The sequence below is a fragment of the Streptomyces sp. NRRL F-5122 genome (genome assembly GCF_001507435.1).
In the GTDB taxonomy this organism is placed as follows: domain Bacteria; phylum Actinomycetota; class Actinomycetes; order Streptomycetales; family Streptomycetaceae; genus Streptomyces; species Streptomyces lannensis.
Window position 1 is genome coordinate 67,032 of sequence record NZ_LMWH01000290.1, and the last position, 22,738, is coordinate 89,769.

Consider the following 22,738-nt stretch of genomic DNA (forward strand, 5'->3'; position numbering starts at 1 on the left):
GGCGCCGGACGCTCGACGCGCCCGGAGCCTGCGGGCCGACGCCCCGGGATCTGGCCGGATCCGGACTGACGGGTACGCCGCAGCAGGTAGGGAGTACTCCCCTCCGTGTGAACGAGAGTACCCGAATCACCAAGGAACGGTAAAGCGATTGGTAAAAGAAGATCCAAATACCCAGCTCAGGGCGGCTTTACTTACTCTTGGTGAAGAGTCGGTCCCGGATCAGCGATCCCTGCGGCGCGCTTCGGCGACCTGGTCGAGCACCTGGTCGAGCACCTGGCTGCCCCGCGGGACACGCGGCGGCTCGTACGTCCAGGCGTGGCCGACCCAGGGGTCCGCAAGGTGGTCGTCGGGCACCGGCGACAGCCTCAGCAGCGAACGCCACAGCGGGTCGAGCAGCGGTCCGTAGGCGGCCGCGTCCTCCCGGTCGGCGACCATCATCAGATGGACGCCCACGGACGGGCCCTCGTCCGCGAGATAGCGCAGCCGGGTCACGGCCCGGTCGTCGAAACCGTGCGGGAAGTCGTTGACGATCAGCAGTTGTTCGGCCGTGTCCAGGCCAGGTGGCAAGGCGTCAGCTGCACCGCCGCGCACCGCCATCTGCACCAGGTCGACGCGCTCCGTGAGCCTGGTCAGCACGTCGGCCACGCTCGCCGGACCGACGGCCGGCGGGGCGGGGAGCACACCCGACCGCACGAGGGGAGTGAGTGAGCGCGCAGCCGAACCCGCAGGGTCGATGACGTGCACCACGAACTCGCCCGCCGGGTACACGGCGAGCAGCCGTGCCGCGTGCGCCACCGCCACGTCCATGGCCAGACGGCGCAGTTCGTCCTGGTCCACGAGCTCGTCGAGTTGGCCCGAGCGGCCGCTGTCGATCCACAGCCCCCGCTCCAGCGGAAGCCTGATCAGCATGGGGATGCGCAGGTTCTCGCTCTCGGGCAGGTGCAGATCGCCGAGGCGCAGGGCCATGGGGATTTCCATCGGCACCCGGTACCCGTGCCAGACCGGGTTGTCCCAGCGCGCGAACGCCGCGGGCAGGGCGGGCTCGACGACGTCGGACTCGGCGATGAGCTGGGTCAGATCACGGTCGAGGGCGGCTCTGGCCTGGCTGACGAGCTCGGTGTGCTTCGTCTGGGCCGCCTCGCGTGCGACGTGGCCCTGCCCGCCTATACGGCTGCGCGGATCGGACAGGACCTTGTCCAGTTCCTGCTCCATGCGCGAGTCGGCGAAGTCGACGGCGCTGCGGTAGGCGGCCACCGTACGTGCCAGGTCCTCGAACATGCCCCACACCTGGTTGTACAGGCGCTCCTCCATGGACCAGCCGGTCGCGGCGCCCGCGACGGGCTGTGCGGGCTGTCCGGGGTCCGCGGGCGGTGCGGTGGGAGCGGGCGGGGGCGGCGCCCCGGCCGCCCGACCGGGGTGTGTGTAGTTGATCGAGGCGCCCTGCGCGGCGGGCGGCGCAACCGGGCTCGCCGCGCCGGTGACGTCGTACGGGGATCCGTGCTGCGGTGCGCCGGGCGCGCCCTGCTGCGGCGGCACGGTGCCGGAGGCGCCCTGGGATCCCGCGGGGGCCGGCGTCTGCAACGCGCGGTCGCCCTCGGGCAGGCGCGGCGGGGGTGGCGCCACCGAACGGGCCAGGCCCTGCACCACCGCGTCGTTGATACCGCTCGCGAGTTGCGCGGCCCCGGCCAGCCCCTGGTCCGCGAGCAGCGCGGCGAGCCCGCCCGCGTACCCCTGGCCGACGGCACGCACCTTCCAGGAGTCCTGCCTGCGGTAGAGCTCCAGGGCGATGACGGCCGACTCGGAGTCCAGCCCCGTGATCGTGTAGCTGGCGACCTCGGACCCGTCGAGTCCCGTGACCGCGACGAAGGGGGCGGCGACGGCGCCGAACCGCACCGGGCCGCCGGTCCCGGTCGGCAGGGCGAGCAGCACGTCCACCCGGTGCACGCTCTCCGGGAGGGCGTCCAGATCGAACGCGAGGCGATGATCGGCCGCCGCCTGCTTGGAGACCTCAAGGCCGGGCAGCGTGGGCGCGCCCGGGTGGGCCACCCATTCGGTGCCGCGCACCTTGCCCTGCGCGTCGCTGAGCGTCGCCCCCGCCAGCACCGGCTCGCCGGCCGACACCCGGATCTCGAGTCGGGCCTGGGGAAGCGGGTGGTTCTGCCCCCGGACGAGCTCGGCCGTCATCGCCTTGTCCCCCTACGTCGCTTGGTGTCCTGGTGCCCGGCCGGCTACAGGTGCGGAACGATCGACGGCATCAGGTCCTGGAAGGTACGGCCGTTGGCAGGGGTGCCGAGAGCCGTCATCGTCCAGCCCGCGCCCGCCCGGTGCACCTTCGCCATGATCTGTGCCGTGTACGCGCCTCCGCCCGCGAGGGTGTAGCGCGCGAGCTCCTGGCCGCTGGACTCGTCGACCAGGCGGCAGAACGCGTTCTGCACCTCCTGGAAGGTCTGGCCCGTGAAGGAGTTCACGGTGAAGACGATCTGGTCGATGTGGACCGGGACGCGCGCCAGGTCGACGAGGATGGCCTCGTCGTCACCGCCCTGGCCCACACCTCCGACGAGGTTGTCACCGGTGTGCCGCACGGAGCCGTCGTCGCTCACGAGGTGCTGGAAGAAGACCACGTCCACGGGCCGCTTGTCCGCGAACAGCACGGCGGACGCGTCGAGGTCGATCTCCCGGGTGCGCGAACCGAAGAGCCCGCGCCGGGGGGCTGCCTGCCAGCCGAGCCCCATACGCACCGCGGTCAGCGTGCCTCCGTCGTTCTTCTGCAGACTGATGGCCTGACCCTTGGTCAAGTTGACGGTCACGCGCTGTTCCCCTCTCGAGCGGTCCCCTGTTGGCCGCGGACTCCGCGGATGTCCAGAACCCTACGCAGCGGCACTGACACTGCCGAACCCCCGACCGCGCTTTGTGTCGGTGTTGCAACACAGCGCGCGGATCCGGGGGTCCGGCAGGTCAGCGGGATCGTCAGGCGATGCCGGCCTCCTTCATCTGACGCAGTTCCTTCTTCATCTCGGAGACCTCGTCGCGGAGCCGGGCCGCGATCTCGAACTGCAGGTCCGCGGCGGCGGCCCGCATGCGTTCCGTCAACTCCTCGATCTGCGCGGAGAGTTCGACCCCGGGGCGGTCGGTCGGGACCGTCCCCTTCGCCTTGCCCCTGCCCTTGGCCGCCTTCGCGCCCTTCGCCGCCTGACTGCCGAGCGAGGGGACGGGAGCCTTGGCGCCCTTGCCGTCCTTCGTCTTGCGGTAGCCGGTGCCGAGCAGCTGCTCCGTGTCGACGTCCTCCCGCGCGATCTGCGCCACGATGTCGTTGATCTTCTTGCGCAACGGCTGCGGGTCGATGCCGTTCGCCGTGTTGTACGCGACCTGCTTCTCCCGACGGCGGTTGGTCTCGTCGATGGCCTTCTCCATCGCCGGGGTGATCTTGTCGGCGTACATGTGGACCTGTCCGGAGACATTGCGCGCGGCACGGCCGATGGTCTGGATGAGGGAGGTGCCCGAGCGCAGGAAGCCCTCCTTGTCGGCGTCGAGGATCGCCACCAGGGAGACCTCGGGCAGGTCGAGACCCTCCCTGAGGAGGTTGATACCGACCAGGACGTCGTACTCGCCGGACCTGAGCTCGCGCAGCAGCTCGACGCGTCGCAGCGTGTCCACGTCGCTGTGCAGATAGCGCACCTGGATGCCCATCTCCAGAAAGTAGTCGGTGAGATCCTCCGCCATCTTCTTGGTGAGCGTGGTCACCAGGACGCGCTCGTCCTTCTCGGTACGCTTGCGGATCTCGTGGACGAGGTCGTCGATCTGGCCCTCGGTGGGCTTGACCACGACCTCCGGGTCGACGAGGCCGGTGGGGCGGATGATCTGCTCGACCTGGCCGTCCGAGCGCGAGAGCTCGTACTGCCCGGGGGTCGCCGACAGGTACACCGTCTGACCGATGCGCCCCTGGAACTCCTCCCACTTCAGCGGTCGGTTGTCCAGGGCGGACGGCAGGCGGAAGCCGTGCTCGACGAGCGTGCGCTTGCGGGAGGCGTCGCCCTCGTACATTGCTCCGATCTGGGGCACGGTGACGTGCGACTCGTCGATGACGAGCAGGAAGTCCTCCGGGAAGTAGTCGAGCAGCGTGTTCGGCGGGGTGCCGGGCAGGCGGTCGTCGAAGTGCATCGAGTAGTTCTCCACACCGGAGCAGGTCCCGATCTGGCGGAGCATCTCGATGTCGTACGTCGTCCGCATGCGCAGCCGCTGGGCCTCCAGCAGCTTGCCCTGCTTCTCCAGCTCCGCGAGGCGCTCCTCCAGCTCCTTCTCGATGCCGTTGATCGCCCGCTCCATGCGCTCGGGACCGGCGATGTAGTGGGAGGCGGGGAAGACGTACAGCTGCTGCTCGTCGCTGACGATCTCACCGGTGAGCGGATGGAGGGTGGAGAGGGCCTCGATCTCGTCGCCGAACATCTCGATCCGAACGGCCAGCTCCTCGTACACCGGGAAGATCTCGATGGTGTCGCCGCGCACCCGGAAGGTGCCTCGGCTGAACGCCACGTCGTTGCGCGTGTACTGGATGTCGACGAAGCGACGCAGCAGCTGGTCGCGGTCGATCTCGTCGCCGACCTTGAGGCTGACCATGCGGTCCACGTACTCCTGGGGAGTACCGAGGCCGTAGATGCAGGAGACGGAGGCGACCACGACCACGTCCCGGCGGGTCAGCAGCGAGTTGGTCGCGGAGTGCCGCAGGCGCTCCACCTCCTCGTTGATCGAGGAGTCCTTCTCGATGTACGTGTCCGACTGCGGAACGTACGCCTCGGGCTGGTAGTAGTCGTAGTACGAGACGAAGTACTCGACCGCGTTGTTCGGCAGGAGCTCGCGGAACTCGTTGGCCAGTTGGGCGGCCAGTGTCTTGTTCGGCGCCATCACCAGGGTGGGGCGCTGGAGCTTCTCGATCATCCACGCCGTGGTGGCGGACTTGCCTGTGCCGGTCGCGCCGAGCAGGACGACATCCTTCTCGCCTGCCTGGATGCGCTTTTCCAGCTCGGCGATGGCCGTCGGCTGGTCGCCGCTGGGCCGGTAGGGGCTGACGACCTCGATGGGCGCCACCGTGCGTTCGATCTGTGAAACGGGCCGCATGCCATCCACCGTACGACCCCCCACTGACAACGGGGACCGGTCAGCGTCTCTGCGCCGTGCGGTAGCCGCGCTGACCGGCGCGCTCGGGGCTGCGCAGCAGCGTACGCCGTCCGGTGTCCTCCAACTCTGGATGGGCCGGGATCCCGGGCTTGCGCTCGACCGGCTTCCAGACGGGCTTGCCCATGACGATCAGCGGGTCGAACATCACGACGACGCCGGCCAGGCACAGGAAGAGGAGCGGGCCGATCATCAGCGGGGCCAGCAACGCGGCGGGGGATTCACCGGCCGGAGCATGGGGGGAGGTGTGCATGTGGACACGGAGCGCGGCCATGCCCGTGTAGTGCATTCCGCTGACCGCGAACCCCATGACGAGACTCGCGCCGATGCTCCACAGAAAGCCGCGGGCCTGGCCTGCCGCCCAGAGCGCCGCGGTCGCCGCGACGACCGCTATGACGACCGAGGCGGTGACGGTGAGCGTGTTGTACCCGAGCACTCCGTTGAGCCGCATCCCCGCCATGCCCAGGTAGTGCATGGAGGCGATCCCGAGACCGGTGATCGTGCCGCCCGTGAAGAGGGCCACCCCGGTGGCCCCGCGGTAGCCCACGATGAAGACCCCGACGCCGACCATGACGATGGCGACGGCCAGGCTCGCGAAGGTGATCCCCCGGTCGTAGTGGATCGGGGTCTCTTCGACGCTGAAGCCCATCATCGCTACGAAGTGCATGGTCCATACGCCGGAGCCGATGGCAGCGGCTCCCAGGGCGAGCCACCCGACCCGCCAGGACCGGGCGACCAGCATCGATCTGGCGGTGCAGCGCAGACCGAGCGCGCCGCCGAGGCAGGCCATGAGGTACGCCACCACAGGTGTGACGAGTCCGTAGCTGAAGCCGTCGACGGTGTTCTGCATGCGTGACTGCCCCTCCGCCCTGATGCGTCCTGAATCCGGAAATGCCCCCCATCCCCAGAACCGCGACGAACGGTCAGGGCTGCTGAGGCAGAGCGTAAGACCCCCACCGGAACGGTCGAACGATATTCCGGCAAAGAATCACGGTGCTAACGCACTTGTGCGGCCCTTGTGCTCACCCTTGGGCAACTCCAGGCAATCTGTGGCCATCCTGCGCCCATCCTCCTTGACTCTCTGCTGTCACTCTGGTGCTGTCTGTGATCACACGACATGAGGAGCACGCATGCACGCGCGCGTTGCCGCCGCCACGACCACCGCCTTCTTCGGACTCGGCGTGGCCATACTGCCGACTCCGCATGCCGGTGCGACCGGCGGCGACGGACCGGTCGTCGTCGCGCATCGCGGAGCCTCCGCCTACGCACCCGAGAACACCCTGGCGGCCGTGGACCGGGCGGCCGCCATGGGCATCGACTGGGTCGAGAACGACGTCCAGCGCACCAAGGACGGCCGGCTCGTCGTCATCCACGACGCGACGCTGAACCGCACGACCGACGTCAAGCGGCTCTACCCGCACCGGGCGCCCTGGCGGGTGAAGGACTTCACCGCGGCGGAAATCGCGCGCCTGGACGCCGGCAGCTGGTTCGGCCGCCGGTACGCGGGAGCGCGCGTGCCGACGCTGCGGCAGTACCTGGAACGCGTGTCGCGCAACCACCAGAAGCTCGTGCTGGAGATCAAGAATCCGCAGCTGTATCCGGGGATCGAGCGCCAGACCCTCGATCTGCTGAACAACGAGGGCTGGCTGGACGGCGACCACCTCGGGCGCCGGCTCGTAGTCCAGAGCTTCAGCGCCGACAGTGTGCGCAGGGTCCACCGGCTGCGGCCGGGAATCAGGACGGCGTACCTGGGCACGCCCCGGACGGCGGAGCTGCCGGCGTACGCGCGGTTCGCCGACCAGATCAACTCGGCGTACTCGGGACTCTCGCCCCGCTACGTCTCGGCGGTCCATGCGCTGAAGGGCCCGCACGGCGCACCGGTGAAGGTCTTCGCCTGGATCGTGAACAGCGGCGGCGACGCCGAACGGCTGACCGGCTACGGAGTGGACGGACTGATCACGAACGTCCCGGACGTGGTGCGCAGAGCGGTCACCGCATCCTGATCCCGCCGCCCGGGTGCGAACAGGGCCGCAGTCCGTACCCGGGGCGTTGTCAGTGCCGCGCCGTACGGTGGACGCATGGACAGCCATGGGCAGTACGAGCAGCAGCCGGCGTGGGCCGTCGTCGCCACCGACATCGGTCCGCTGCTGCTGGCCGCCACGCGCGACGGGCTGGTGAACGTGGTGTTCCACGCGACCGACCCCGTGCGCGACAGAGCACTGGAAAGGCTCGGGTCCCGGCTCGGCACGGAGCCGGTCGAGGACCCCGGTTCACCGCTCCTGGCCGAGGCGATACGCCAGGTGGCGGCCTACTTCAAGGGTGAGCGGCGCGGCTTCGAGCTGCCGCTGGACTGGTCCCTGACCACCGGATTCAACCGCCAGGTACTGCGCGAACTGGCTTCCGGCGTCCCGTACGGCACGGTGGTGGGGTACGGCGATCTGGCCCACCGGATCGGACAGCCGGGCGCGGCCCAGGCCGTGGGAGTGGCGATGGGCTCGAACCCGCTGCCGGTGGTGGTGCCGTGCCATCGCGTGGTCGAGAGCGACGGTGGCATCGGTGGTTTCGGTGGTGGCCTGGAGACCAAGCGGCAGCTTCTGGCACTCGAAGGGGTGCTGCCCGAGCCGCTGTTCTGAGCGGGGCCCGCTCGGACCCGGAAGCACCCGTCCGCTACGCGTAGTGCCGTGCCTCGAGGACATTGCCGTCCGGGTCGCGGAAGTAGAAGCTGCGCCGGGCCGCGCCCCGGGCACCGAAGGAGTCGTACGAGAAGTCCGAGACGGGAACGGACAGCGCCTCCAGGCGCGCCCGCAGGGTGTCGAAGGCCGCCTCCCCGTGCAGGGACAGGCACACGTGGTTCACCGGATGCCCGGCGCTCCCGTCGGCCCCTGGCAGCATCTTCATCGACGTCGCGAGCGACAGCGGCGCGAGGTCGATGATGCTCTCCTCATTGAGCCGCACCGAGGGGAACGGCACTTTTGCGGCGATGAACTCCGCGAGCCTGAGGGGTTCCAGACCGACCGCCTGCTCGTAGAAGGAGGCGGCGGCGACCGGATCCCGGACCCACAGGACGACATGGTCGAGACGTGGCGAGCTGTCCGTCATGCCCCCAGGCTGGTGTGCTCTGTCTCGGCTTTCAAGGGTTTGGGAGCGTGTGCCGCCCGCCAGAGATGAGGCAGGACCGGAAGACAGGAGGCAGGCCCGTGCTGATGGTGTCCGAAGAGGTACGGGAGGCGCTCGCCGCGCGCCGGCCCGTGGTGGCCCTGGAATCGACGATCATCGCGCACGGGCTGCCCCGCCCGCGCAATCTCCAGGTCGCCCTGGAACTGGAGGACGCCGTCCGGCAGGAGGGCGCGGTACCCGCCACGATCGCCGTCCTGGACGGCCGCGCCCATGTCGGCCTGGACAAACAGCAGGTCGAACGGGTCGCGAACGAGGACGGGATCCGCAAACTGGGGCACCGCGATCTGGCACTCGCGGCGGCGACGCAAGCGAGCGGGGCGACGACCGTATCCGCGACGGCGTCGCTGGCCGCCCTCGCCGGGATCCGGGTGTTCGCCACGGGTGGGCTCGGCGGGGTGCACCGCGAGTGGACGGTCACCCAGGACGAGTCCGCCGATCTGGGGCTGCTGGCTCGGACCAGGATCACCGTGGTCTGCGCCGGTGTGAAGTCGATCCTGGATGTGCCGGCGACGCTGCAGCGACTGGAGACCCTGGGGGTGGCGGTGGCCGGCTACCGCACCGACCGCTTCCCGGGCTTCTACCTGTCGGACTCGGGTCACACGGTCGACTGGAGCCTGGAGTCGCCGGCCCAGGTGGCGGAGGTCATGCGCGCCCAGGACACGCTCCGCGGCCCGCAGTCGGCGCTCGTCGTCGCCAATCCGGTGCCGCGGGAGGAGCAGCTCGATCCCTCTCTCCATGCCCGGGTGCTCGCCGACGCACTGCAGGCGTGCGAGGAGGCGGGCATCACCGGGCAGGCGGTCACGCCGTTCCTGCTCGACCATCTGGTACGGCACACCGACGGCGCCTCGCTGAGCGCCAATCTGGCGGCGGTGCGGGGGAACGTACGGCTCGCCGCTCGGATCGCGGCGGCCTGGGCGGAGGCGTGAGCGGGGCGCTTCTCGTCATCGGGGACGTGGTCACGGACGTCGTCGCCCGCCATCGCGGTCCGCTCGCAACGGGTACGGACACGGCCGCCTCCATCCGGACACTGCCGGGTGGCGCGGGCGCGAACGTGGCGTGCTGGGCAGCCCATTGGGGCAGTCCCGATGTGCGGCTGCTCGGCCGGGTCGGTGCCGACGCGGCCGCCTGGCACGAACGCGAACTGACGGCGGCGGGCGTACGGCCCCACCTCGTCGTCGACGCCGAGGCCCCCACGGGGACGGTGATCTGCCTGGTGGACGCGGGTGCCTCGGCGGAGCGCACGTTCCTCACGGACAGCGGAGCGTCGCTGCGGCTGGCGCCCGACGACTGGTCGGACGCGTTGCTCGACGGGGTGGCCCGACTGCATCTTTCGGGCTATCTGCTCTTCTCCGGGCCGAGCAGGGCGCTGGCGGCTGTGGCGCTCGACGCGGCACGGTCGCGGGACGTACCGGTGAGCCTGGATCCGGCGTCGGCTGGGTTTCTCACCGAGTCGGGAGTGGACACCTTCCTGGCGTTCGCCGAGGGGCTCGATGTGCTGCTGCCGAGCCGGGACGAGGCGTGCCTGCTGACCGGGCTGCCCGACCCGGAGGACGCGGCGGCCAAGCTGAGCCGTCAGGTCCCCCTGGTGGTCGCCAAGCAGGGTGCACAGGGTGCCCTGGTCGCCGCGTCGGGAGCGGTGCGGGCCCGGGTCCCGGCCGTTCCCGTCTCCCCGCGCGACACGACCGGGGCAGGTGACGCGTTCACCGGGGCCTTCCTGGCGGCACTGCTCGCGGGGGCGGAACCGGAGGAGGCGGCCGAGCAGGGGTGCAGGGCCGGAGCCCTGGCGGTGACGACGGTGGGAGGACGCCCACCGGCGCGGACGCCGTAGGAGCCGCTCGCTCGCGCAGGTCCCCTCCCCTACTCCCCCTTGCGTCCCCAGGCCGAGATCATCGGGGACGTCGCCAGATCCATCGTGCCGGAGGCGACATGGGACAGATGGCGGTCGATCTCCTCGTCCGTGGCAAGGCCGGCGGCGACGAGCCGTTCGCGGATCTGACGGACGGTCGCGGCTTCGAGGGCCGTGCAGGCGGGCGAGGCGACGGGGAAGTACGCGTCGGCCTCCACCCGCCGCAGGCCCGCCTCACGGAGCAGACGCGGGAGTCTGCGGCCGTACGACAGGTCGGCGCCGCGCTCGGCGAGGAGGGCGCGGAAGCCCGTGCGCAGGCGGTTGGCGAGCTCCTGTTCGGGACCGTACTCGTCCGGGCAGAGCAGGGGCTGCAGCGCCGGGTCGGCGTCCTCGATCAGGATCCGTCCGCCCGGGCGCAATGCGTCGATCATCGACCGCAACGCCCGCTCCCGGTCCGGGACGTGGACCAGGACGAGCCGGGAGTGGACGAGGTCGAAACCGGCCCCCGGCGGGTCCTCCGCGCCCACGTCATGGGTGCGGACCTCGATCGGGGGGCGGGCGGCCGACACCGCCCACGAGGTGTCGACATCGGTCGCGACGACCTTCCCGGTGGGGCCGACCTTCTTGGCGAGCCAGGAGATCACCGAGGTGCCGCCTGCTCCAACCTCCCAGCAGCGCCAGCCGGGTCCGATACCGAGATCCTCGATGTGACGGAACGTCGTGGGGTCGAACAGGGTGGAGAGCGCGTCGAAGCGCCGGCCCGCCTCGGCCTGCTGGTTGTCGAGGAGATACCCGTCGGTTGGCGTCATGGTGACATCGTCCCAGGCGGGCCGACTGTTCGTGCGGGGAGACGCTCCGGCGGGCCCGCACACGACACTCGCACGAGTGTGCTGTCACCCTGCCGCACCGGACGGATCCCGCAACCCTCGCACCGAAACGGAACGTTCCATTCCCACAGGCTTCCCCGCCGCTCGAGACGGACTGGCAGACTGGCCCGCGAAGGCGCAGAGCGCGACGCGAGGAGATCCACGCAAGGAGATCCAGAATGTCCATGGCAGGGAATCTGCGGAAGGTCACAGGCCTCGACAGGGTCGGCGGCCTCCGCAAGGCGGCGCGGTTGGGGCGGCGCCACGGCCGCGTCGACCTGAGCCATCCCGCCCGGTCACCGCTGGGCTCCGCGGTGGTGAAGTGCGTGACGTACGAGGACGGCGTGCGGGTTCCCGGTGGTGGCGATCTGGTCGAGGACGTGGAGCGGCTGCGCAAGAGCGAGGACGGTTTCGTCTGGCTCGGGCTGCACGAGCCGACGGACGACGAGTTCGCGGGCATCGCCGAGCTCTTCGATCTGCACCCGCTGGCCGTCGAGGACGCGGTGGAGGCACACCAGCGACCCAAGCTGGAGCGTTACGGGGACACGCTGTTCGCGGTCTTCAAGACGGTCTGCTACGTGGAGCACAAGGAACTGACCGCGACCAGCGAGATCGTGAACACCGGCGAGATCATGGTGTTCATCGGCCCTGCCTTCGTCATCACGGTGCGGCACGGCCGGCACGGCTCGCTGGGTCCCTTGCGCGAGGAGCTGGAGGCGCACCCCCACCGGCTCGCCAAGGGACCCGCGGCGGTACTGCACGCGATCGCCGACCATGTCGTGGACGACTATCTGAGCGTCACGGACGCGGTGCAGGAGGACATCGACCAGGTCGAGATGGACGTCTTCGCCGACAACGGCGCTCGGCTCGATCCGGGGCGCATCTACCAGCTCAAGCGCGAACTGCTCGAGCTGAAGCGGGCGGTGGTCCCCTTGGGCCGCCCCCTCCAGGAACTCTCCACCCGCCCGACCCGGGTGATCGACCCGGAGATACAGACGTACTTCCGGGACGTCTCGGACCACCAGCTGCGCGCCACCGAGCAGATAGCCGCGTTCGACGAACTGCTCAACTCGATCCTCCAGGCCCACCTCGCGCAGGTGAGTGTCGCCCAGAACGCGGACATGCGCAGGATCACGGCCTGGGCCGCCCTCATCGCCGTGCCCACCATGCTCACAGGCGTCTACGGCACGAACTTCACGTACATGCCCGAACTGCACTGGAGAATCGGCTATCCGCTGGTGATGGCCGTGATAGCCGTCGGCTGTTTCGCCCTGTACCGCGGGTTCAAGCGCAACGGCTGGCTGTAGGAGGCCGGATCAGCGCACCGTGGCCCTCGAGTAGACGGTCTCCACCCAGGTGGCGAGCTGATCGTCGGTCAGGTGCTGGGCGAGGTCCGACTCGCTGATCATGCCGACGAGACGCTTGTTCTCGATGACGGGGAGCCGGCGGATCTGGTACTCCTCCATGGCCGTGAGCACGTCGCCGACGTCGGCGCTCGCCTCGATCCAGCGTGGCGTGCCCTGAGCCATGTCGGCCGCGGTCACACGTGAGGGGTCGCGGCCCATGGCCACGCAGCCGACGACGATGTCGCGGTCGGTGAGGATGCCGCAGAGCCGCTCGTTCTCGTCACTGATGGGCAGCGCACCGACGTTGAGTTCGCGCATCAACTGGGCGGCTCGGTCCAGGGTCTCGTGTGCGGGGATCCACTGGGCACCACGGTGCATGATGTCTCCGGCAGTGGTCATGGGACACCTCCGATGCCGGACGGCCGGCGCGGCACGGGACGCACCGCATGTCCCGACGCCTTCATTGTCGCCGTCTTCCCGGGCCGACGCACCCGGAGCACCGGGGCGGCAGGGCGCCTCGGCCGCCGGACGCAGGATCACGCCGACGACCGGGAGATCGGGCCGCGGAGCGCACGGTCTTCCGCGGGACGACGCGGATGATCACTGGGGGCCTTGTCGTCCTTCTCCGAACGGTTCAGCCGTTCCACGCGGGGTGCCGCGGGTCGTCGGCGCGGATGAGTACAACGGCGGCGGCACCCGGATCGGTCTCCGCCTCGTAGCGCTCGAAAGCGGGAAGCGTCCACTGCTCCGGCTCCGGGGTCCGCCGCCGGAGCGCGCCGGGCGAGAGAAGGACGTGGACGCTCAGGTCGAAGGGGAACCAGTGGCGCAGGAGGAGGGGGCCATGGAGCAGCAGCAACCCGCCCGGCGGGAGCGGGACATAGGGGCTGCGGGTGGCGCGGTCGGCGACCGGGTCCCACAGATCGGGCAGCACGCGTCCGTCGCCGCCCGGTTCGAGCGGGCCGAACACCTCGCGCCACACAGCGCCGGTGTCGAGCCAGCCGTCGTAATAGGAGTCCGGGTCCTGATGGCCGTGCTCGAGGCGGACGGACGCCGGGCGCAGAAAGCCCTCCGTGCCGACGACGAGCGAGGGCCGGCCCCGTATGCCCAGCACGTCGGAGACCCGCTGGGCCAGATCTCCGGGACGCGCCGCCGGGGCGCCGTCGAAAGCGATGCGCAGCCAGGGGCTGCCGTCGGCGGACTTCAGGTCGAGCAGCCGGTCGGCGAGAAGGTCGCCGAGCCGTTCCCAGGTGATCGCTTCGAGTCGCACAGGGCCCATGATGCCGCGTCGCGAGCACGAACCCGCTGCTCGGCCCCAGGGGATGAACCGCGCAGCTGCCTGTCGACGGGCTCGGCACGGCTCCGGGCCCGCGCGGATCACCCGTCGCGCTCCGCTCGCCCGCCCCCCGGAACGGCAGGGTCCGAGGGCGCCCCGGCCGGGCCTGCCGGGAGCGGCCCGGTCCGGCGTGGTCGGGTGGCGGACGGGTGGGGAATGAAGCGGATATGAGGCCGACCCCAACTCCTCCGCCCTGGGCAGGACTTCTCGTGATCCAGCCGCTCAAACGACGGCACTGCGCCGGGTGCCGGAGAGGGCCGCTGCCCCTGCTGGTGCTGGAGGATGGTGCGCCACGCTGCCTGGACTGCGCGGACCTCGGGCATCTGGTGTTCCTGCCGCGGGGCGACACCGCGCTGACGCGGAGGTCCCGGGAGGCGAGCACGCTCTCGGCGGTGGTGGTGCGCTTCGACCGGCGCCGTGGCCGCTACGAGCGGCAGGGGCTGCTCGTCGAGGAGGAGGCACTCGCACGGGCCGAGGAGCGGTGCCTGGCGGACGCGGAGGCTCGGCGCAGACGCAGGGTGCGGAACGCCCGGCGGCGGGCCGCTCAGGACGAGGTGTTCACGGAGGCGTTGGCCGACGAGATCCGGCGGCTCTTTCCCGGGTGCCCGGCCGATCGGGCCCAGGCGATCGCGGCGCATGCGTCGGTGCGCGGAAGCGGGCGGGTGGGGCGCAGTGCGGCGGGGCGGACGCTGTCGCAGGAGGCGGTCACGGCGGCGGTGCGGGCGTCCGTGCGGCACACGGAGACGCCGTACGACACGCTCCTGATGGACGGGGTGCCGCGGGCCGAGGCGCGGCGGCGCATCGCGAACGGCGTGGAGTCGGTACTGCGTGGGTGGCGACTGCGGCAGGTGGCGTGATGCGGGCGCGGGCGGCGGGACAGCCGGGGCATGCCGGCAGGTTGATCCAAGCAGGTCCGGGACGAGTCGGCGCAGGGCGTTCGGCGTCTCCTGACCGCCGGGCGGAGGGTGTGCGGGTGAGGCGGGTTTGCGTGCGCACGCGCAAGGTCACCGATCTCGTGCTCGTATTCACTTCCGGTGACGGGGTGCGTGGGGAAGGATCTCAGCGTCCGGGGGACCGATGGGGGAGTTGACATGATCGATGGGCCGTATTTCGCACTGACCGTGCTCGGGGTGCTGGGGACCGGTCTGGTGGCGGGGGTGTGCTTCGCGTTCTCGGCGTTCGTGATGCGGGGCCTCGGCTCGCTGCCCCCGGCACGTGGAGCCGCCGCGATGAACGCGATCAACAGGGCCGCGACAACACCGGCGTTCATGATCCTGTTCATGGGCGCGGCGCTGCTGAGCGCCGTGCTCGCCGTGGTCACGTTCGTGCTGTGGCCCGAGGGCACCGTGGAACTGCTGGTGGGCAGCGCCCTCTATCTGGTCGGTGTGTTCGCGGTGACCGCCGCGGCGAACGTCCCTCGCAACGGCGCGCTGCTGCGGATGGACCCGGACGCCCCTGAAACGGCCGTGTACTGGCGCAGCTACGTGCGGGAGTGGACCCTGTGGAACCACGTCCGCACCGTCGCGTCGGCCGGGGCCGCCTTGTCCTATCTCCTCGCCCTCACCTGAGCCACGGCACCGGCCCCGCCTGCCGGCGACTGCCGGGGGGCAGCCGGGCCGGTGGCGTCGTATCGTGGCACGAAACCGCCCCGTACGCGTGTGCAAGGGAGACGGCCATGGCCGATCCCAAGGGTTTTATGACCACACCCCGCGAGGAATGGCCCCGGCGGCCCGTCGAGGAGCGGGTGCGGGACTGGAACGAGGTGTACGTGCCGGGTGCGCTGCTGCCGATCATCAGCCGGCAGGCGAACCGGTGCATGGACTGCGGGATCCCGTTCTGCCACGAGGCGTGCCCACTCGGGAATCTGATCCCCGAGTGGAACGATCTCGTCTCACGGGAGGACTGGCGGGCCGCGAGCGACCGGCTGCACGCAACGAACAACTTTCCCGAGTTCACCGGGCGGTTGTGTCCTGCCCCTTGCGAGGCAGGGTGCGTGCTCGCCATCAACCAGCCCGCGGTCACCATCAAGAACGTGGAGGTGGCGATAGCGGACCGGGCCTGGCAGGAGGGGTTCGCCCCGCCGCGTCCGCCCGACCGGCTGTCCGGGCGCACCGTCGCGGTCGTCGGATCGGGGCCGGCGGGGCTCGCGGCGGCCCAGCAGCTCACGCGGGCCGGTCACACCGTGGCGGTGTACGAGCGTGCCGACCAGGTCGGGGGGCTGCTGCGGTACGGGATACCAGCGTTCAAGATGGAGAAGCGGCACTTGAACCGCCGTCTGGAGCAGATGCGCGCCGAGGGGACGAAGTTCCGCACGTCGACGGTCGTCGGCAGGGACATCGGGGCCGCGGAGCTACGGGCACGCTACGACGCCGTGGTGCTCGCGACGGGCGCCACGGCCTGGCGCGAACTCGATGTGCCGGGCCGGGAGTTGGCAGGCATCCATCAGGCGATGGAGTATCTGCCGCTGGCAGACCGCGTGTGCGAGGGGGATCTGGAGGTCTCCCCGCTGTCGGCGGCCGGGAAGCATGTCGTGATCGTGGGTGGCGGTGACACCGGGGCGGACTGCCTCGGGACCGCGGTGCGCGAGGCGGCCGCCTCGGTGACCCAGCTGGACATCTACCCGCTGCCGGAGGCCGAGCGGGACGAGGACACCGAGCCCTGGCCGACCTATCCGAAGATCTATCGGCTGTCGGCAGCCCACGAAGAGGCGCGGGAGCTGCGGACGGCGCCCGCGGCGGTCGCGGACGCGCGGCTGTTCGCGGCGTCGACGCTGCGCTTCACGGGAGACCCCGACGGTCATGTGCAGGCGCTGCAACTGGTCGAGGTGGACGAGCGGCGCCGCCCGCTGCCGGGAACGGAGCGGACGCTCCCCGCCGACCTGGTGCTGCTCGCGCTGGGGTTCTCGGGACCCGATCGCGGGGACGGGCTGATCGACCAGCTCGGCATCGCGCTCGACCCACGCGGCACGATCGTTCGGGACGACGAGTTCGCCACCAACGTGCCCGGGGTGTACGCCGCCGGGGACGCCGCGCGCGGACAGTCGCTGATCGTGTGGGCGATCGCGGAGGGACGGGCGGCCGCGGCCGCGGTGGACCGCAGGCTGAGCGAGGGCGCGTCGCACCTGCCGGCGCCGATCGGACCGTACGACAAGCCGATGAGGGCGTGAAGGTGCCGTAGGGACGGGCCGGCCACCCATCGGCGGCGCCGGCCGGACGTCGACGGACAGGACGTCGAGACGTACCGCGCCGAGGGGGTGGACGACGGTGTCGGTGAACCGCTCCGCCGCTGCCGTTCCCGTCGCGGCGGCCGGGCAACCACTGCCCCGCCCCACGTGCCCCAGGCCGAGGGCCTGGGGAACGGCGGCTGTGAGGCGCCCGGCGGACCCCTCACAGCCGACGCAGTCGCCCACGGTCCCCGCAGTGCCCTCGTCGGCTACGGCTTGCGGCCCACCGCTCCATAGCCGGGGATGACCCCGTCGTCCTGTCCGGGCACCGCCTCGCCGAGCTCCGGGTGCCATTTGTGGACCACCTCGACGCCGGGTTCGACGAGGTCGAGTCCGTCGAAGAAGTGCGAGAACTCGTCCCGGGAGCGGAGCGCCAGCGTGACGCCGACCGCCTTGAGCTTCGCGATCGCCGCCGCGGACTCCTCCGGGGTGAAGTCGGCGGTGGCATGGGTCATCATCAGAAAGCTGCCGGACGGCAGTTCGGCCAGCAGCCGGTCGACCAGGTCGTGCGCCCCGTCCTCGTCCGAGATGAAGTGCAGGAGTGCGACCAGGGAGAGTGCCACCGGCTGCCGGAAGTCCAGCACCTTCCTGGCCCCTTCGAGGATGGTGCCGGGGTCGCGCACGTCCGCCTGCAGGTACTCGGTCGCCCCCGCGGGCGTACTGCGCAGCAGGGCCGCCGCGTGAGCCAGCACGATCGGGTCGTTGTCGCAGTAGACGACGCGCACGTCCGGCGCGACCTGCTGGGCGAGCTGGTGCAGGTTCGGCTCGGTCGGGATGCCCGTGCCGATGTCCAGGAACTGCCGCACGCCGTTCTGCGCCAGCCAACGGGTGGCGCGGTGCATGAACGCGCGGTTGACCCGTGCCATCACCGGCACCCGTGGGTCCAGGGCGAGCATCTGCCGCCCCATCTCCTCGTCGACGGGGTAGTTGTCCTTCCCGCCGAGGTACCAGTCGTACATGCGCGCGGGATGCGGCCTGCTCGTGTCGATGACGACGGCGTCCTGGGCGGGATCCTGCCCGGTCATGAGGAACTCCGTAAGTCCGTGGGAAGGTCAGTGATCAATTCAGTGCCAAGTCAGTGGTGGGATGAACAACTGCGCTGAGCAACACATGAGTCATGAGAGCAGGAAGTCGGCCACCCCCGCCTTGGCTCCCTCGATGAACGCGGTCATCTCGGCGGATGTGTAGATCAGTGCGGGTCCGTCCGGGTCGGTCGACTGACGGACGGCGATCCGGCCGTCAGCGAGCTTCATCGCCTCCAGGCAGTTGCCGCCGTTGCCTCCACTCCACGGCTTGTGCCAGCCTTCACTGCCCAGTTCGCGGGCGGGCATGCCGTTGTAGACGCGTTTGCGCGGCGTGTTGCGATCCATTACAGCTCCTTGCGGAGATCCTCGAGGATCTCCTTCGTGCGTTGTGCAGTAGCGGCGTGAGCCGCCATGCGGTCCATGACCTCGAGGTGGGTCGCCACCTCGGTACGCGCGTCCAGGTAGACGGCGCCGGTCAGGTACTCGCTGTAGACCATGTCCGGCAGTTCTGACATGGCAAATCGGAACAGGACGAAAGGCCCGTACGTGCCCGGATGCGGGCCCGAGGCGAACTCGAGCACCTGCAGGGTCACGTGCGGCAGGGCCATGACCTCCAGCAGCCGTTCGACCTGGGCGCGCATGACCTCGGCACCCACGACCGGACGACGCAGCGCCGTCTCGTCCATCACGGCCCAGACACGAGGCCCGTTCTCACGTGTCAACAACTCCTGGCGCTGCATACGCAGTGCCACATGGCCCTCGATGTCCTCGGGGCTGGTCTGCCCGATGGCACCCGACTTCAGGACTCCCCGGGCGTAGTCCTCGGTCTGCATGATGCCGGGCACGAAGTGCGGTTCGTACTGCCGGATGAGCGCGGCGGCGCCCTCCAGGCTGACGTACATCGAGAACCAGCCCGGCAGGATGTCGTGGAACCGCTGCCACCAGCCCGGCTTGTTGGAGTCCTCGGCCAGCTGGACGAAGGCCTCGGCCTCCTCGTCGCTCACGCCGTACGACTTCAGCAGCAGCTGGAGGTACGGGATCTTCAGGGCGACCTCGGCCATCTCCATACGGCGGACGGTGGCGGGCGCGACCCGGAGGATGCGCGCGGCCTCCTCCCGCTTGAGGCCCGCCCGTTCCCGCAGGTCCAGCAGACGTCGGCCGAGGACGACCTGACCGACCGTCGGCGCCGACCGCGGTTCACTCACCTCGCACCTCTTCCCGTCCTTCTGTGTTCTGACAGCACCGACGGCGCTGCTCGAAACCTTTCGGCACCGTTGCGCACCGTATCCACGCCGACACCGATGCTGCGCGAACCCACGACGCGGGCACCGGACTCATGAGCCCGGGTGACAGATCCCAACAGGCGTCGCTCGAAGTGCTGTTGCGAGCAGTGTGCCATGCAGCTTCGCGCAGTCACACTGCACTCTGCAATTTTCAGAGTGACTCTTGCCAAGTGTTCACGGCGGGGCGATAGTGGCAAGCGTGATTCCGCCCGCGCCGTTAGGAACAGACGCCACCGCAGACCGGTTCGGACCGGTCGGCGCCACAGGGGTGCGCCCCGGCGCGGCAGCCGAGCGCCGGTTCCGCTTCGAACTGGCCGCCCACCCCGGGTCCGTCGCGCGGGCCCGGCAGCTGACGCGGGCCCGTCTGACCGGCTGGGCCGTGTGCGAGGACACGTGCGACACGGCCGCGTTGGTGGTCTCCGAGCTGGTGACCAACGCGATCGTGCACACCGCGGGTGAACGCGTCGTCTGCGAACTGCGCGACGAGGACCAAGTGGTGCGGATCGCCGTACAGGACGAGGGATGCGCTCCCGGCGAGCCGCACCCCTCTCCTGAGCGCCCCGAGGAGGAGCACGGGAGGGGACTGCTTCTCGTCGCGGCCCTGTGCCGGGCATGGGGAGCCCAGGAAGCGGGGTCAGGGCTCCTGGTCTGGGCCGAGCTCGCACGGGAGGCCGGGCAACCGGCGCCCGACGAGCACTCCCGTCCGGCACAGCCGGCCCGGGACCTGTCGTGTTCCGGCGGCAGGTCCCGGGCGCCCGAGGACCGGGCGGTGCACTACGACCTCGGCTGGAGTCCCAGGAAGCCGCCCACGGGCGGCGAACCGCGGTCCGACCTCGGCTGGAGCGCGAGGCGGCCCCCGGCCGACGGCCGGGGTTCCGAAGCCGAGGCGTCCTGGGGATCGGGGACCGAATGGGTGTGAGTGGTGTGCGGGCCGCCGGGCCCTTGACCACGCGTGTCCTGACCCTGGACTCGCTGGTCCGCCTCAAGCGCGCGCAGCGGATGCCAGAAGCGGCGTCCGGGCGGATCCCCCTGCCCGACGGCATGACGGTTCCGCTCGGCTGCGACGCGGTGGTCGCGCCCTCCCGCTACGGACCCCTGCTGCTTCCCCGGCTCCCCCGGGTGGGCTGTGTGTACGCCGACCGGGCCGACTGGTGGTGGATCGTGCCCTGCGACTCCGATGTCGCACTGGAGTGGCCGGCGCCCGCACGGTATGTGCCGGGTGCGCTCGTCCCGGACGCGCCGGACACCCCCGAGCTCATCCACCGTCCGAAGGACGATGTGCCGTACACCCCGCCGATCCCGCTCTATCTGGCACTGTGCCGGGTCACGGGCACCACTCCGGCGTGGTCGCGCCCGCTCAGCGCCTGACCGCAGGACCGCAGTTCCGTCCGATCGCCACTCATGACGACGGTCTCCCGTCAAAGCGGTCGGGCTGCCGCCCTCCCCGTAGGACCTCGACCCGGCCGCGCGCCGGGAAGACGTGACGCGGGGCAGACGCCAGGCCGGCAGGGGCCGGTGGCCGCGTTCGGCACCCGGGCCGGCCACGAAGGCGAGGATCCCCGCACGGGCGGGCCCGGACCGCGGCGGGCGACTACTTGACCCTGTCCATCCCGGGCACGATCACCAGGAACGCGTCCGTCGCGAGGTCCATGACGACCTCTGCGGGCTGGCCCTCCAGGCGGCGCGCCTGCGCGAACTCCTCCGCGGGCCACGAGCCACGCGGCCCACCGGCCGGAAACCGCTCAAGCACCGTTCGCCCGTTCACCTTGCACCTCCTTGCAACGCCGTCCCTCGGCGTGCCGATCACGGTCGGCTTATGGAGTTAAACGTGAACGCCCTCATGAACAGCTCGTGAAGTGACAGTACTGAGACACATTTGACACTCGGTCACCACGAATGTGCGGTGAATCGCCTGAAATAGACCTCTTTGCCACGCGGTGACGAGCGCCGGATACTCGCCCTCCAACAGCCATGCGAACGCTCGGTACACCGGGACACCGGCCCGGTCGGGGACGGTCAGGTGTCGTACTCCTGGATCCGTCCGCCGTGACCGCGGTCGACGAGCGCGGGCAGCCGCTGCGTCAACTCGCCCACTGTCGCGGACACATCGACGGTCAGCAGCTCGCGGTCGCGCATCAGCACACACCCGTCGACGATCGTGGTGCTGACGTCCGACGCACGGACGCTGTGCACAAGAGTGGCTGCGAGGTCGTGGACGGGCTGGGTGTGCGGTCCGGTCAGATCCACCAGCACGATGTCGGCGCGGTGGCCCGGCGCGATCCTTCCGATGCGGTCGCCGAGCCCCACGGCCCGTGCACTCTGCAACGTGGCGTGGTGCAGGGCCTGCCGGGAGGTCAGCCAGCGCGGATCGCCCTCGGCCGACTTCTGCGCGAGGGAGGTGAGCGCCATGGACTCCCACACGTCCAGCGAGTTGTTCGAGGCGGCGCCGTCCGTGGCGAGGCCCACCGGGACACCGATGGCCCCCAGGGCCCGCACCGGTGTGGTCGTGGGCCAGGCGAACTTGAGATAACCGCGCGGCGCCGTCGCCACGGCCACACGTGCGTGCGCCCGCTCCAGCACGGGCAGGTCCCGGTCCAGGATGCCGGTGCCGTGTGCGATCAGCACGTCCGTGTCGAGGAGTCCGGCGGTCTCCAGGATCTCGACGGGGGTACGTCCGTACCGCGCCAGGCTGGTCTCGGTCTGTTCGAGGTTCTCGGCCGCGTGGATGTGTACGGGCAGACCGTGCTCGCGGGCGAGCTCGGCGGTGGCCGCGAGGTCCGCGTCGCCGACGGTGTAGGGAGCGTGCGGGGCGAGCGCTGTGGTGATGCGTCCGCCTGCGGTCCCCCGGTGCCTCAGCGCGAACTCCAATGACGTCCGGCGGCCCTGTGCGCCCTGGCTGGAGAAGAACGCCTCACCCAGATGGGCGCGGAGTCCGGAGTCGACGACGGCGGAGGCGACGGCCTCCATCGAGAAGTAGTGGTCGGCGAAGCACGTGACACCGGCGCGGATCATCTCCGCGCAGGCGAGGCGCGCCCCCAACTCCACATCCCTGGCAGTGAGGTTGGACTCGATGGGCCAGACGTAGTCGTTGAACCACTCCCCCACCGGCAGATCCTCGGCGATGCCGCGCAGGGCGGCCATCGGGGAGTGGGTGTGGCAGTTGATCAGACCGGGCAGCGCCACCTGCCCACGTGCGTCGATGCACTCGAGGGCGGGCAGGTCCCGGGTGTCCGAGGCGGGTGTCACCGACACGACTGCCCCGTCCCGTACGACGATCGCGGCGTCCTCCGCAAAGCCGATCCGCTCCTGGTCGTCGTGCACGAGGACGGTGCATCCGGTGATGACGAGGTCGGACGGAGGCGACGGCCGATCGGCCGGAGTCGACGTCATCCCGTCACCGTACGACGCGGTCGTATCCCTGGGCGACATGGACCACGCATCCCGCCACCGCCCTGTTCCCTCGCCGGATC

At 70.5% G+C, this 22,738-nt stretch carries 23 protein-coding genes; 10 read left to right on the forward strand and 13 right to left on the reverse strand.

The window, feature by feature from the left end; genetic code table 11:
- Positions 1-219 precede the first annotated feature (219 nt).
- The 4 genes from ADL25_RS41440 to ADL25_RS41455 form a co-directional block, all read right to left on the reverse strand.
- A complete protein-coding gene (locus ADL25_RS41440; protein WP_059133115.1) occupies positions 220-2,184 on the reverse strand; it encodes a TerD family protein in 1,965 nt (654 codons plus the stop codon).
- A 44-nt stretch (positions 2,185-2,228) separates the two neighbouring features.
- A complete protein-coding gene (locus ADL25_RS41445) occupies positions 2,229-2,807 on the reverse strand; it encodes a TerD family protein (protein WP_059133116.1) in 579 nt (192 codons plus the stop codon).
- A gap of 160 nt (positions 2,808-2,967) precedes the next feature.
- Positions 2,968-5,112 carry an excinuclease ABC subunit UvrB gene (uvrB, locus tag ADL25_RS41450; protein ID WP_059133117.1) on the reverse strand — a complete coding sequence of 715 codons (2,145 nt, stop codon included), beginning with the start codon at positions 5,110-5,112 and terminating at the stop codon, positions 2,968-2,970.
- Between the two features lie 40 nt (positions 5,113-5,152).
- Entirely contained in the window at positions 5,153-6,019 is an 867-nt protein-coding gene (locus ADL25_RS41455) for an MHYT domain-containing protein (protein ID WP_059133118.1), read from the reverse strand.
- A 280-nt stretch (positions 6,020-6,299) separates the two neighbouring features.
- Here ADL25_RS41455 and ADL25_RS41460 point away from each other — a divergent pair, with 280 nt between their 5' ends.
- Positions 6,300-7,172: a glycerophosphodiester phosphodiesterase gene (locus ADL25_RS41460; protein WP_059133119.1), complete on the forward strand. Its 873-nt coding sequence runs from the start codon at positions 6,300-6,302 to the stop codon at positions 7,170-7,172.
- Positions 7,173-7,247: 75 nt separating this feature from the next.
- Positions 7,248-7,802: a methylated-DNA--[protein]-cysteine S-methyltransferase gene (locus tag ADL25_RS41465; RefSeq protein WP_059133120.1), complete on the forward strand. Its 555-nt coding sequence runs from the start codon at positions 7,248-7,250 to the stop codon at positions 7,800-7,802.
- A gap of 34 nt (positions 7,803-7,836) precedes the next feature.
- Here the strand turns inward: ADL25_RS41465 and ADL25_RS41470 are convergent, their stop codons facing one another.
- Entirely contained in the window at positions 7,837-8,268 is a 432-nt protein-coding gene (locus ADL25_RS41470; protein ID WP_059133121.1) for a VOC family protein, read from the reverse strand.
- A gap of 104 nt (positions 8,269-8,372) precedes the next feature.
- Between ADL25_RS41470 and ADL25_RS41475 the strand changes: the two genes are divergently transcribed.
- Both ADL25_RS41475 and ADL25_RS41480 read left to right on the forward strand, forming a co-directional pair.
- Positions 8,373-9,272, forward strand: coding sequence for a pseudouridine-5'-phosphate glycosidase (locus ADL25_RS41475; protein WP_181923334.1), 900 nt, complete (start codon positions 8,373-8,375; stop codon positions 9,270-9,272).
- Positions 9,269-10,174 (forward strand): carbohydrate kinase family protein, encoded by a 906-nt coding sequence (locus ADL25_RS41480; protein ID WP_234381266.1) that lies wholly within the window; start codon positions 9,269-9,271, stop codon positions 10,172-10,174. The genes ADL25_RS41475 and ADL25_RS41480 overlap by 4 nt, the downstream gene beginning before the upstream one ends.
- Before the next feature lie 29 nt (positions 10,175-10,203).
- On the opposite strand, the gene ADL25_RS41485 is transcribed toward ADL25_RS41480, so the two are convergent.
- The gene (locus tag ADL25_RS41485; RefSeq protein WP_059133123.1) at positions 10,204-11,001 is read right to left on the reverse strand and encodes a methyltransferase domain-containing protein; all 798 of its coding nucleotides are present in this window, start codon (positions 10,999-11,001) and stop codon (positions 10,204-10,206) included.
- 236 nt (positions 11,002-11,237) lie between these two features.
- On the opposite strand from ADL25_RS41485, the gene ADL25_RS41490 reads away from it, so the two are divergent.
- Positions 11,238-12,365: a magnesium and cobalt transport protein CorA gene (locus tag ADL25_RS41490; protein WP_059133124.1), complete on the forward strand. Its 1,128-nt coding sequence runs from the start codon at positions 11,238-11,240 to the stop codon at positions 12,363-12,365.
- A 9-nt stretch (positions 12,366-12,374) separates the two neighbouring features.
- On the opposite strand, the gene ADL25_RS41495 is transcribed toward ADL25_RS41490, so the two are convergent.
- Both ADL25_RS41495 and ADL25_RS41500 read right to left on the reverse strand, forming a co-directional pair.
- On the reverse strand, positions 12,375-12,803 hold the full coding sequence (locus ADL25_RS41495) for a CBS domain-containing protein (RefSeq protein WP_059133125.1): 429 nt from the start codon (positions 12,801-12,803) through the stop codon (positions 12,375-12,377).
- Between the two features lie 235 nt (positions 12,804-13,038).
- Complete coding sequence (locus ADL25_RS41500; RefSeq protein WP_059133126.1) at positions 13,039-13,680, reverse strand: hypothetical protein; 642 nt, start codon at positions 13,678-13,680, stop codon at positions 13,039-13,041.
- 224 nt (positions 13,681-13,904) lie between these two features.
- Here ADL25_RS41500 and ADL25_RS41505 point away from each other — a divergent pair, with 224 nt between their 5' ends.
- From ADL25_RS41505 to ADL25_RS41515, 3 genes are all read left to right on the forward strand, one after another.
- On the forward strand, positions 13,905-14,594 hold the full coding sequence (locus ADL25_RS41505; protein ID WP_079050958.1) for a DUF2293 domain-containing protein: 690 nt from the start codon (positions 13,905-13,907) through the stop codon (positions 14,592-14,594).
- A gap of 234 nt (positions 14,595-14,828) precedes the next feature.
- On the forward strand, positions 14,829-15,305 hold the full coding sequence (locus tag ADL25_RS41510) for a DUF1772 domain-containing protein (protein WP_059133127.1): 477 nt from the start codon (positions 14,829-14,831) through the stop codon (positions 15,303-15,305).
- 107 nt (positions 15,306-15,412) lie between these two features.
- Complete coding sequence (locus ADL25_RS41515) at positions 15,413-16,903, forward strand: glutamate synthase subunit beta (RefSeq protein ID WP_059133128.1); 1,491 nt, start codon at positions 15,413-15,415, stop codon at positions 16,901-16,903.
- Between the two features lie 266 nt (positions 16,904-17,169).
- Here the strand turns inward: ADL25_RS41515 and ADL25_RS41520 are convergent, their stop codons facing one another.
- From ADL25_RS41520 to ADL25_RS41530, 3 genes are all read right to left on the reverse strand, one after another.
- Positions 17,170-17,985 (reverse strand): SAM-dependent methyltransferase, encoded by an 816-nt coding sequence (locus ADL25_RS41520; RefSeq protein WP_059133129.1) that lies wholly within the window; start codon positions 17,983-17,985, stop codon positions 17,170-17,172.
- Between the two features lie 90 nt (positions 17,986-18,075).
- Positions 18,076-18,330, reverse strand: a complete 255-nt coding sequence (locus ADL25_RS41525) for a DUF397 domain-containing protein (protein ID WP_059133130.1) — start codon at positions 18,328-18,330, stop codon at positions 18,076-18,078.
- Positions 18,330-19,190, reverse strand: a complete 861-nt coding sequence (locus ADL25_RS41530; protein WP_059133131.1) for a helix-turn-helix domain-containing protein — start codon at positions 19,188-19,190, stop codon at positions 18,330-18,332. Before ADL25_RS41530 ends, ADL25_RS41525 begins: the two co-directional genes overlap by 1 nt.
- 268 nt (positions 19,191-19,458) lie before the next feature.
- Here ADL25_RS41530 and ADL25_RS41535 point away from each other — a divergent pair, with 268 nt between their 5' ends.
- Together ADL25_RS41535 and ADL25_RS41540 are read left to right on the forward strand one after the other, a co-directional pair.
- A complete protein-coding gene (locus tag ADL25_RS41535; RefSeq protein ID WP_059133132.1) occupies positions 19,459-20,187 on the forward strand; it encodes an ATP-binding protein in 729 nt (242 codons plus the stop codon).
- Complete coding sequence (locus ADL25_RS41540) at positions 20,178-20,636, forward strand: hypothetical protein (RefSeq protein ID WP_059133133.1); 459 nt, start codon at positions 20,178-20,180, stop codon at positions 20,634-20,636. The genes ADL25_RS41535 and ADL25_RS41540 overlap by 10 nt, the downstream gene beginning before the upstream one ends.
- 223 nt (positions 20,637-20,859) lie before the next feature.
- Here ADL25_RS41540 and ADL25_RS48675 read toward each other — a convergent pair whose 3' ends face one another.
- Both ADL25_RS48675 and ADL25_RS41545 read right to left on the reverse strand, forming a co-directional pair.
- Positions 20,860-21,033, reverse strand: coding sequence for a hypothetical protein (locus tag ADL25_RS48675; protein WP_107116843.1), 174 nt, complete (start codon positions 21,031-21,033; stop codon positions 20,860-20,862).
- Between the two features lie 251 nt (positions 21,034-21,284).
- Positions 21,285-22,658, reverse strand: a complete 1,374-nt coding sequence (locus ADL25_RS41545; protein WP_059133134.1) for an amidohydrolase — start codon at positions 22,656-22,658, stop codon at positions 21,285-21,287.
- Positions 22,659-22,738: the final 80 nt, after the last annotated feature.

Coding starts and splice junctions, on each gene's coding strand:
- ADL25_RS41440 (WP_059133115.1), bottom strand. CDS start 2,184: ATGACGGCCGAGCTCGTCCGGGGGCAGAACCACCCGCTTCCCCAGGCC.
- uvrB (WP_059133117.1), bottom strand. CDS start 5,112: ATGCGGCCCGTTTCACAGATCGAACGCACGGTGGCGCCCATCGAGGTC.
- ADL25_RS41455 (WP_059133118.1), bottom strand. CDS start 6,019: ATGCAGAACACCGTCGACGGCTTCAGCTACGGACTCGTCACACCTGTG.
- ADL25_RS41460 (WP_059133119.1), top strand. CDS start 6,300: ATGCACGCGCGCGTTGCCGCCGCCACGACCACCGCCTTCTTCGGACTC.
- ADL25_RS41465 (WP_059133120.1), top strand. CDS start 7,248: ATGGACAGCCATGGGCAGTACGAGCAGCAGCCGGCGTGGGCCGTCGTC.
- ADL25_RS41470 (WP_059133121.1), bottom strand. CDS start 8,268: ATGACGGACAGCTCGCCACGTCTCGACCATGTCGTCCTGTGGGTCCGG.
- ADL25_RS41475 (WP_181923334.1), top strand. CDS start 8,373: ATGGTGTCCGAAGAGGTACGGGAGGCGCTCGCCGCGCGCCGGCCCGTG.
- ADL25_RS41485 (WP_059133123.1), bottom strand. CDS start 11,001: ATGACGCCAACCGACGGGTATCTCCTCGACAACCAGCAGGCCGAGGCG.
- ADL25_RS41490 (WP_059133124.1), top strand. CDS start 11,238: ATGTCCATGGCAGGGAATCTGCGGAAGGTCACAGGCCTCGACAGGGTC.
- ADL25_RS41495 (WP_059133125.1), bottom strand. CDS start 12,803: ATGACCACTGCCGGAGACATCATGCACCGTGGTGCCCAGTGGATCCCC.
- ADL25_RS41500 (WP_059133126.1), bottom strand. CDS start 13,680: ATGGGCCCTGTGCGACTCGAAGCGATCACCTGGGAACGGCTCGGCGAC.
- ADL25_RS41505 (WP_079050958.1), top strand. CDS start 13,905: ATGAGGCCGACCCCAACTCCTCCGCCCTGGGCAGGACTTCTCGTGATC.
- ADL25_RS41510 (WP_059133127.1), top strand. CDS start 14,829: ATGATCGATGGGCCGTATTTCGCACTGACCGTGCTCGGGGTGCTGGGG.
- ADL25_RS41515 (WP_059133128.1), top strand. CDS start 15,413: ATGGCCGATCCCAAGGGTTTTATGACCACACCCCGCGAGGAATGGCCC.
- ADL25_RS41520 (WP_059133129.1), bottom strand. CDS start 17,985: ATGACCGGGCAGGATCCCGCCCAGGACGCCGTCGTCATCGACACGAGC.
- ADL25_RS41525 (WP_059133130.1), bottom strand. CDS start 18,330: ATGGATCGCAACACGCCGCGCAAACGCGTCTACAACGGCATGCCCGCC.
- ADL25_RS41540 (WP_059133133.1), top strand. CDS start 20,178: ATGGGTGTGAGTGGTGTGCGGGCCGCCGGGCCCTTGACCACGCGTGTC.
- ADL25_RS41545 (WP_059133134.1), bottom strand. CDS start 22,658: ATGACGTCGACTCCGGCCGATCGGCCGTCGCCTCCGTCCGACCTCGTC.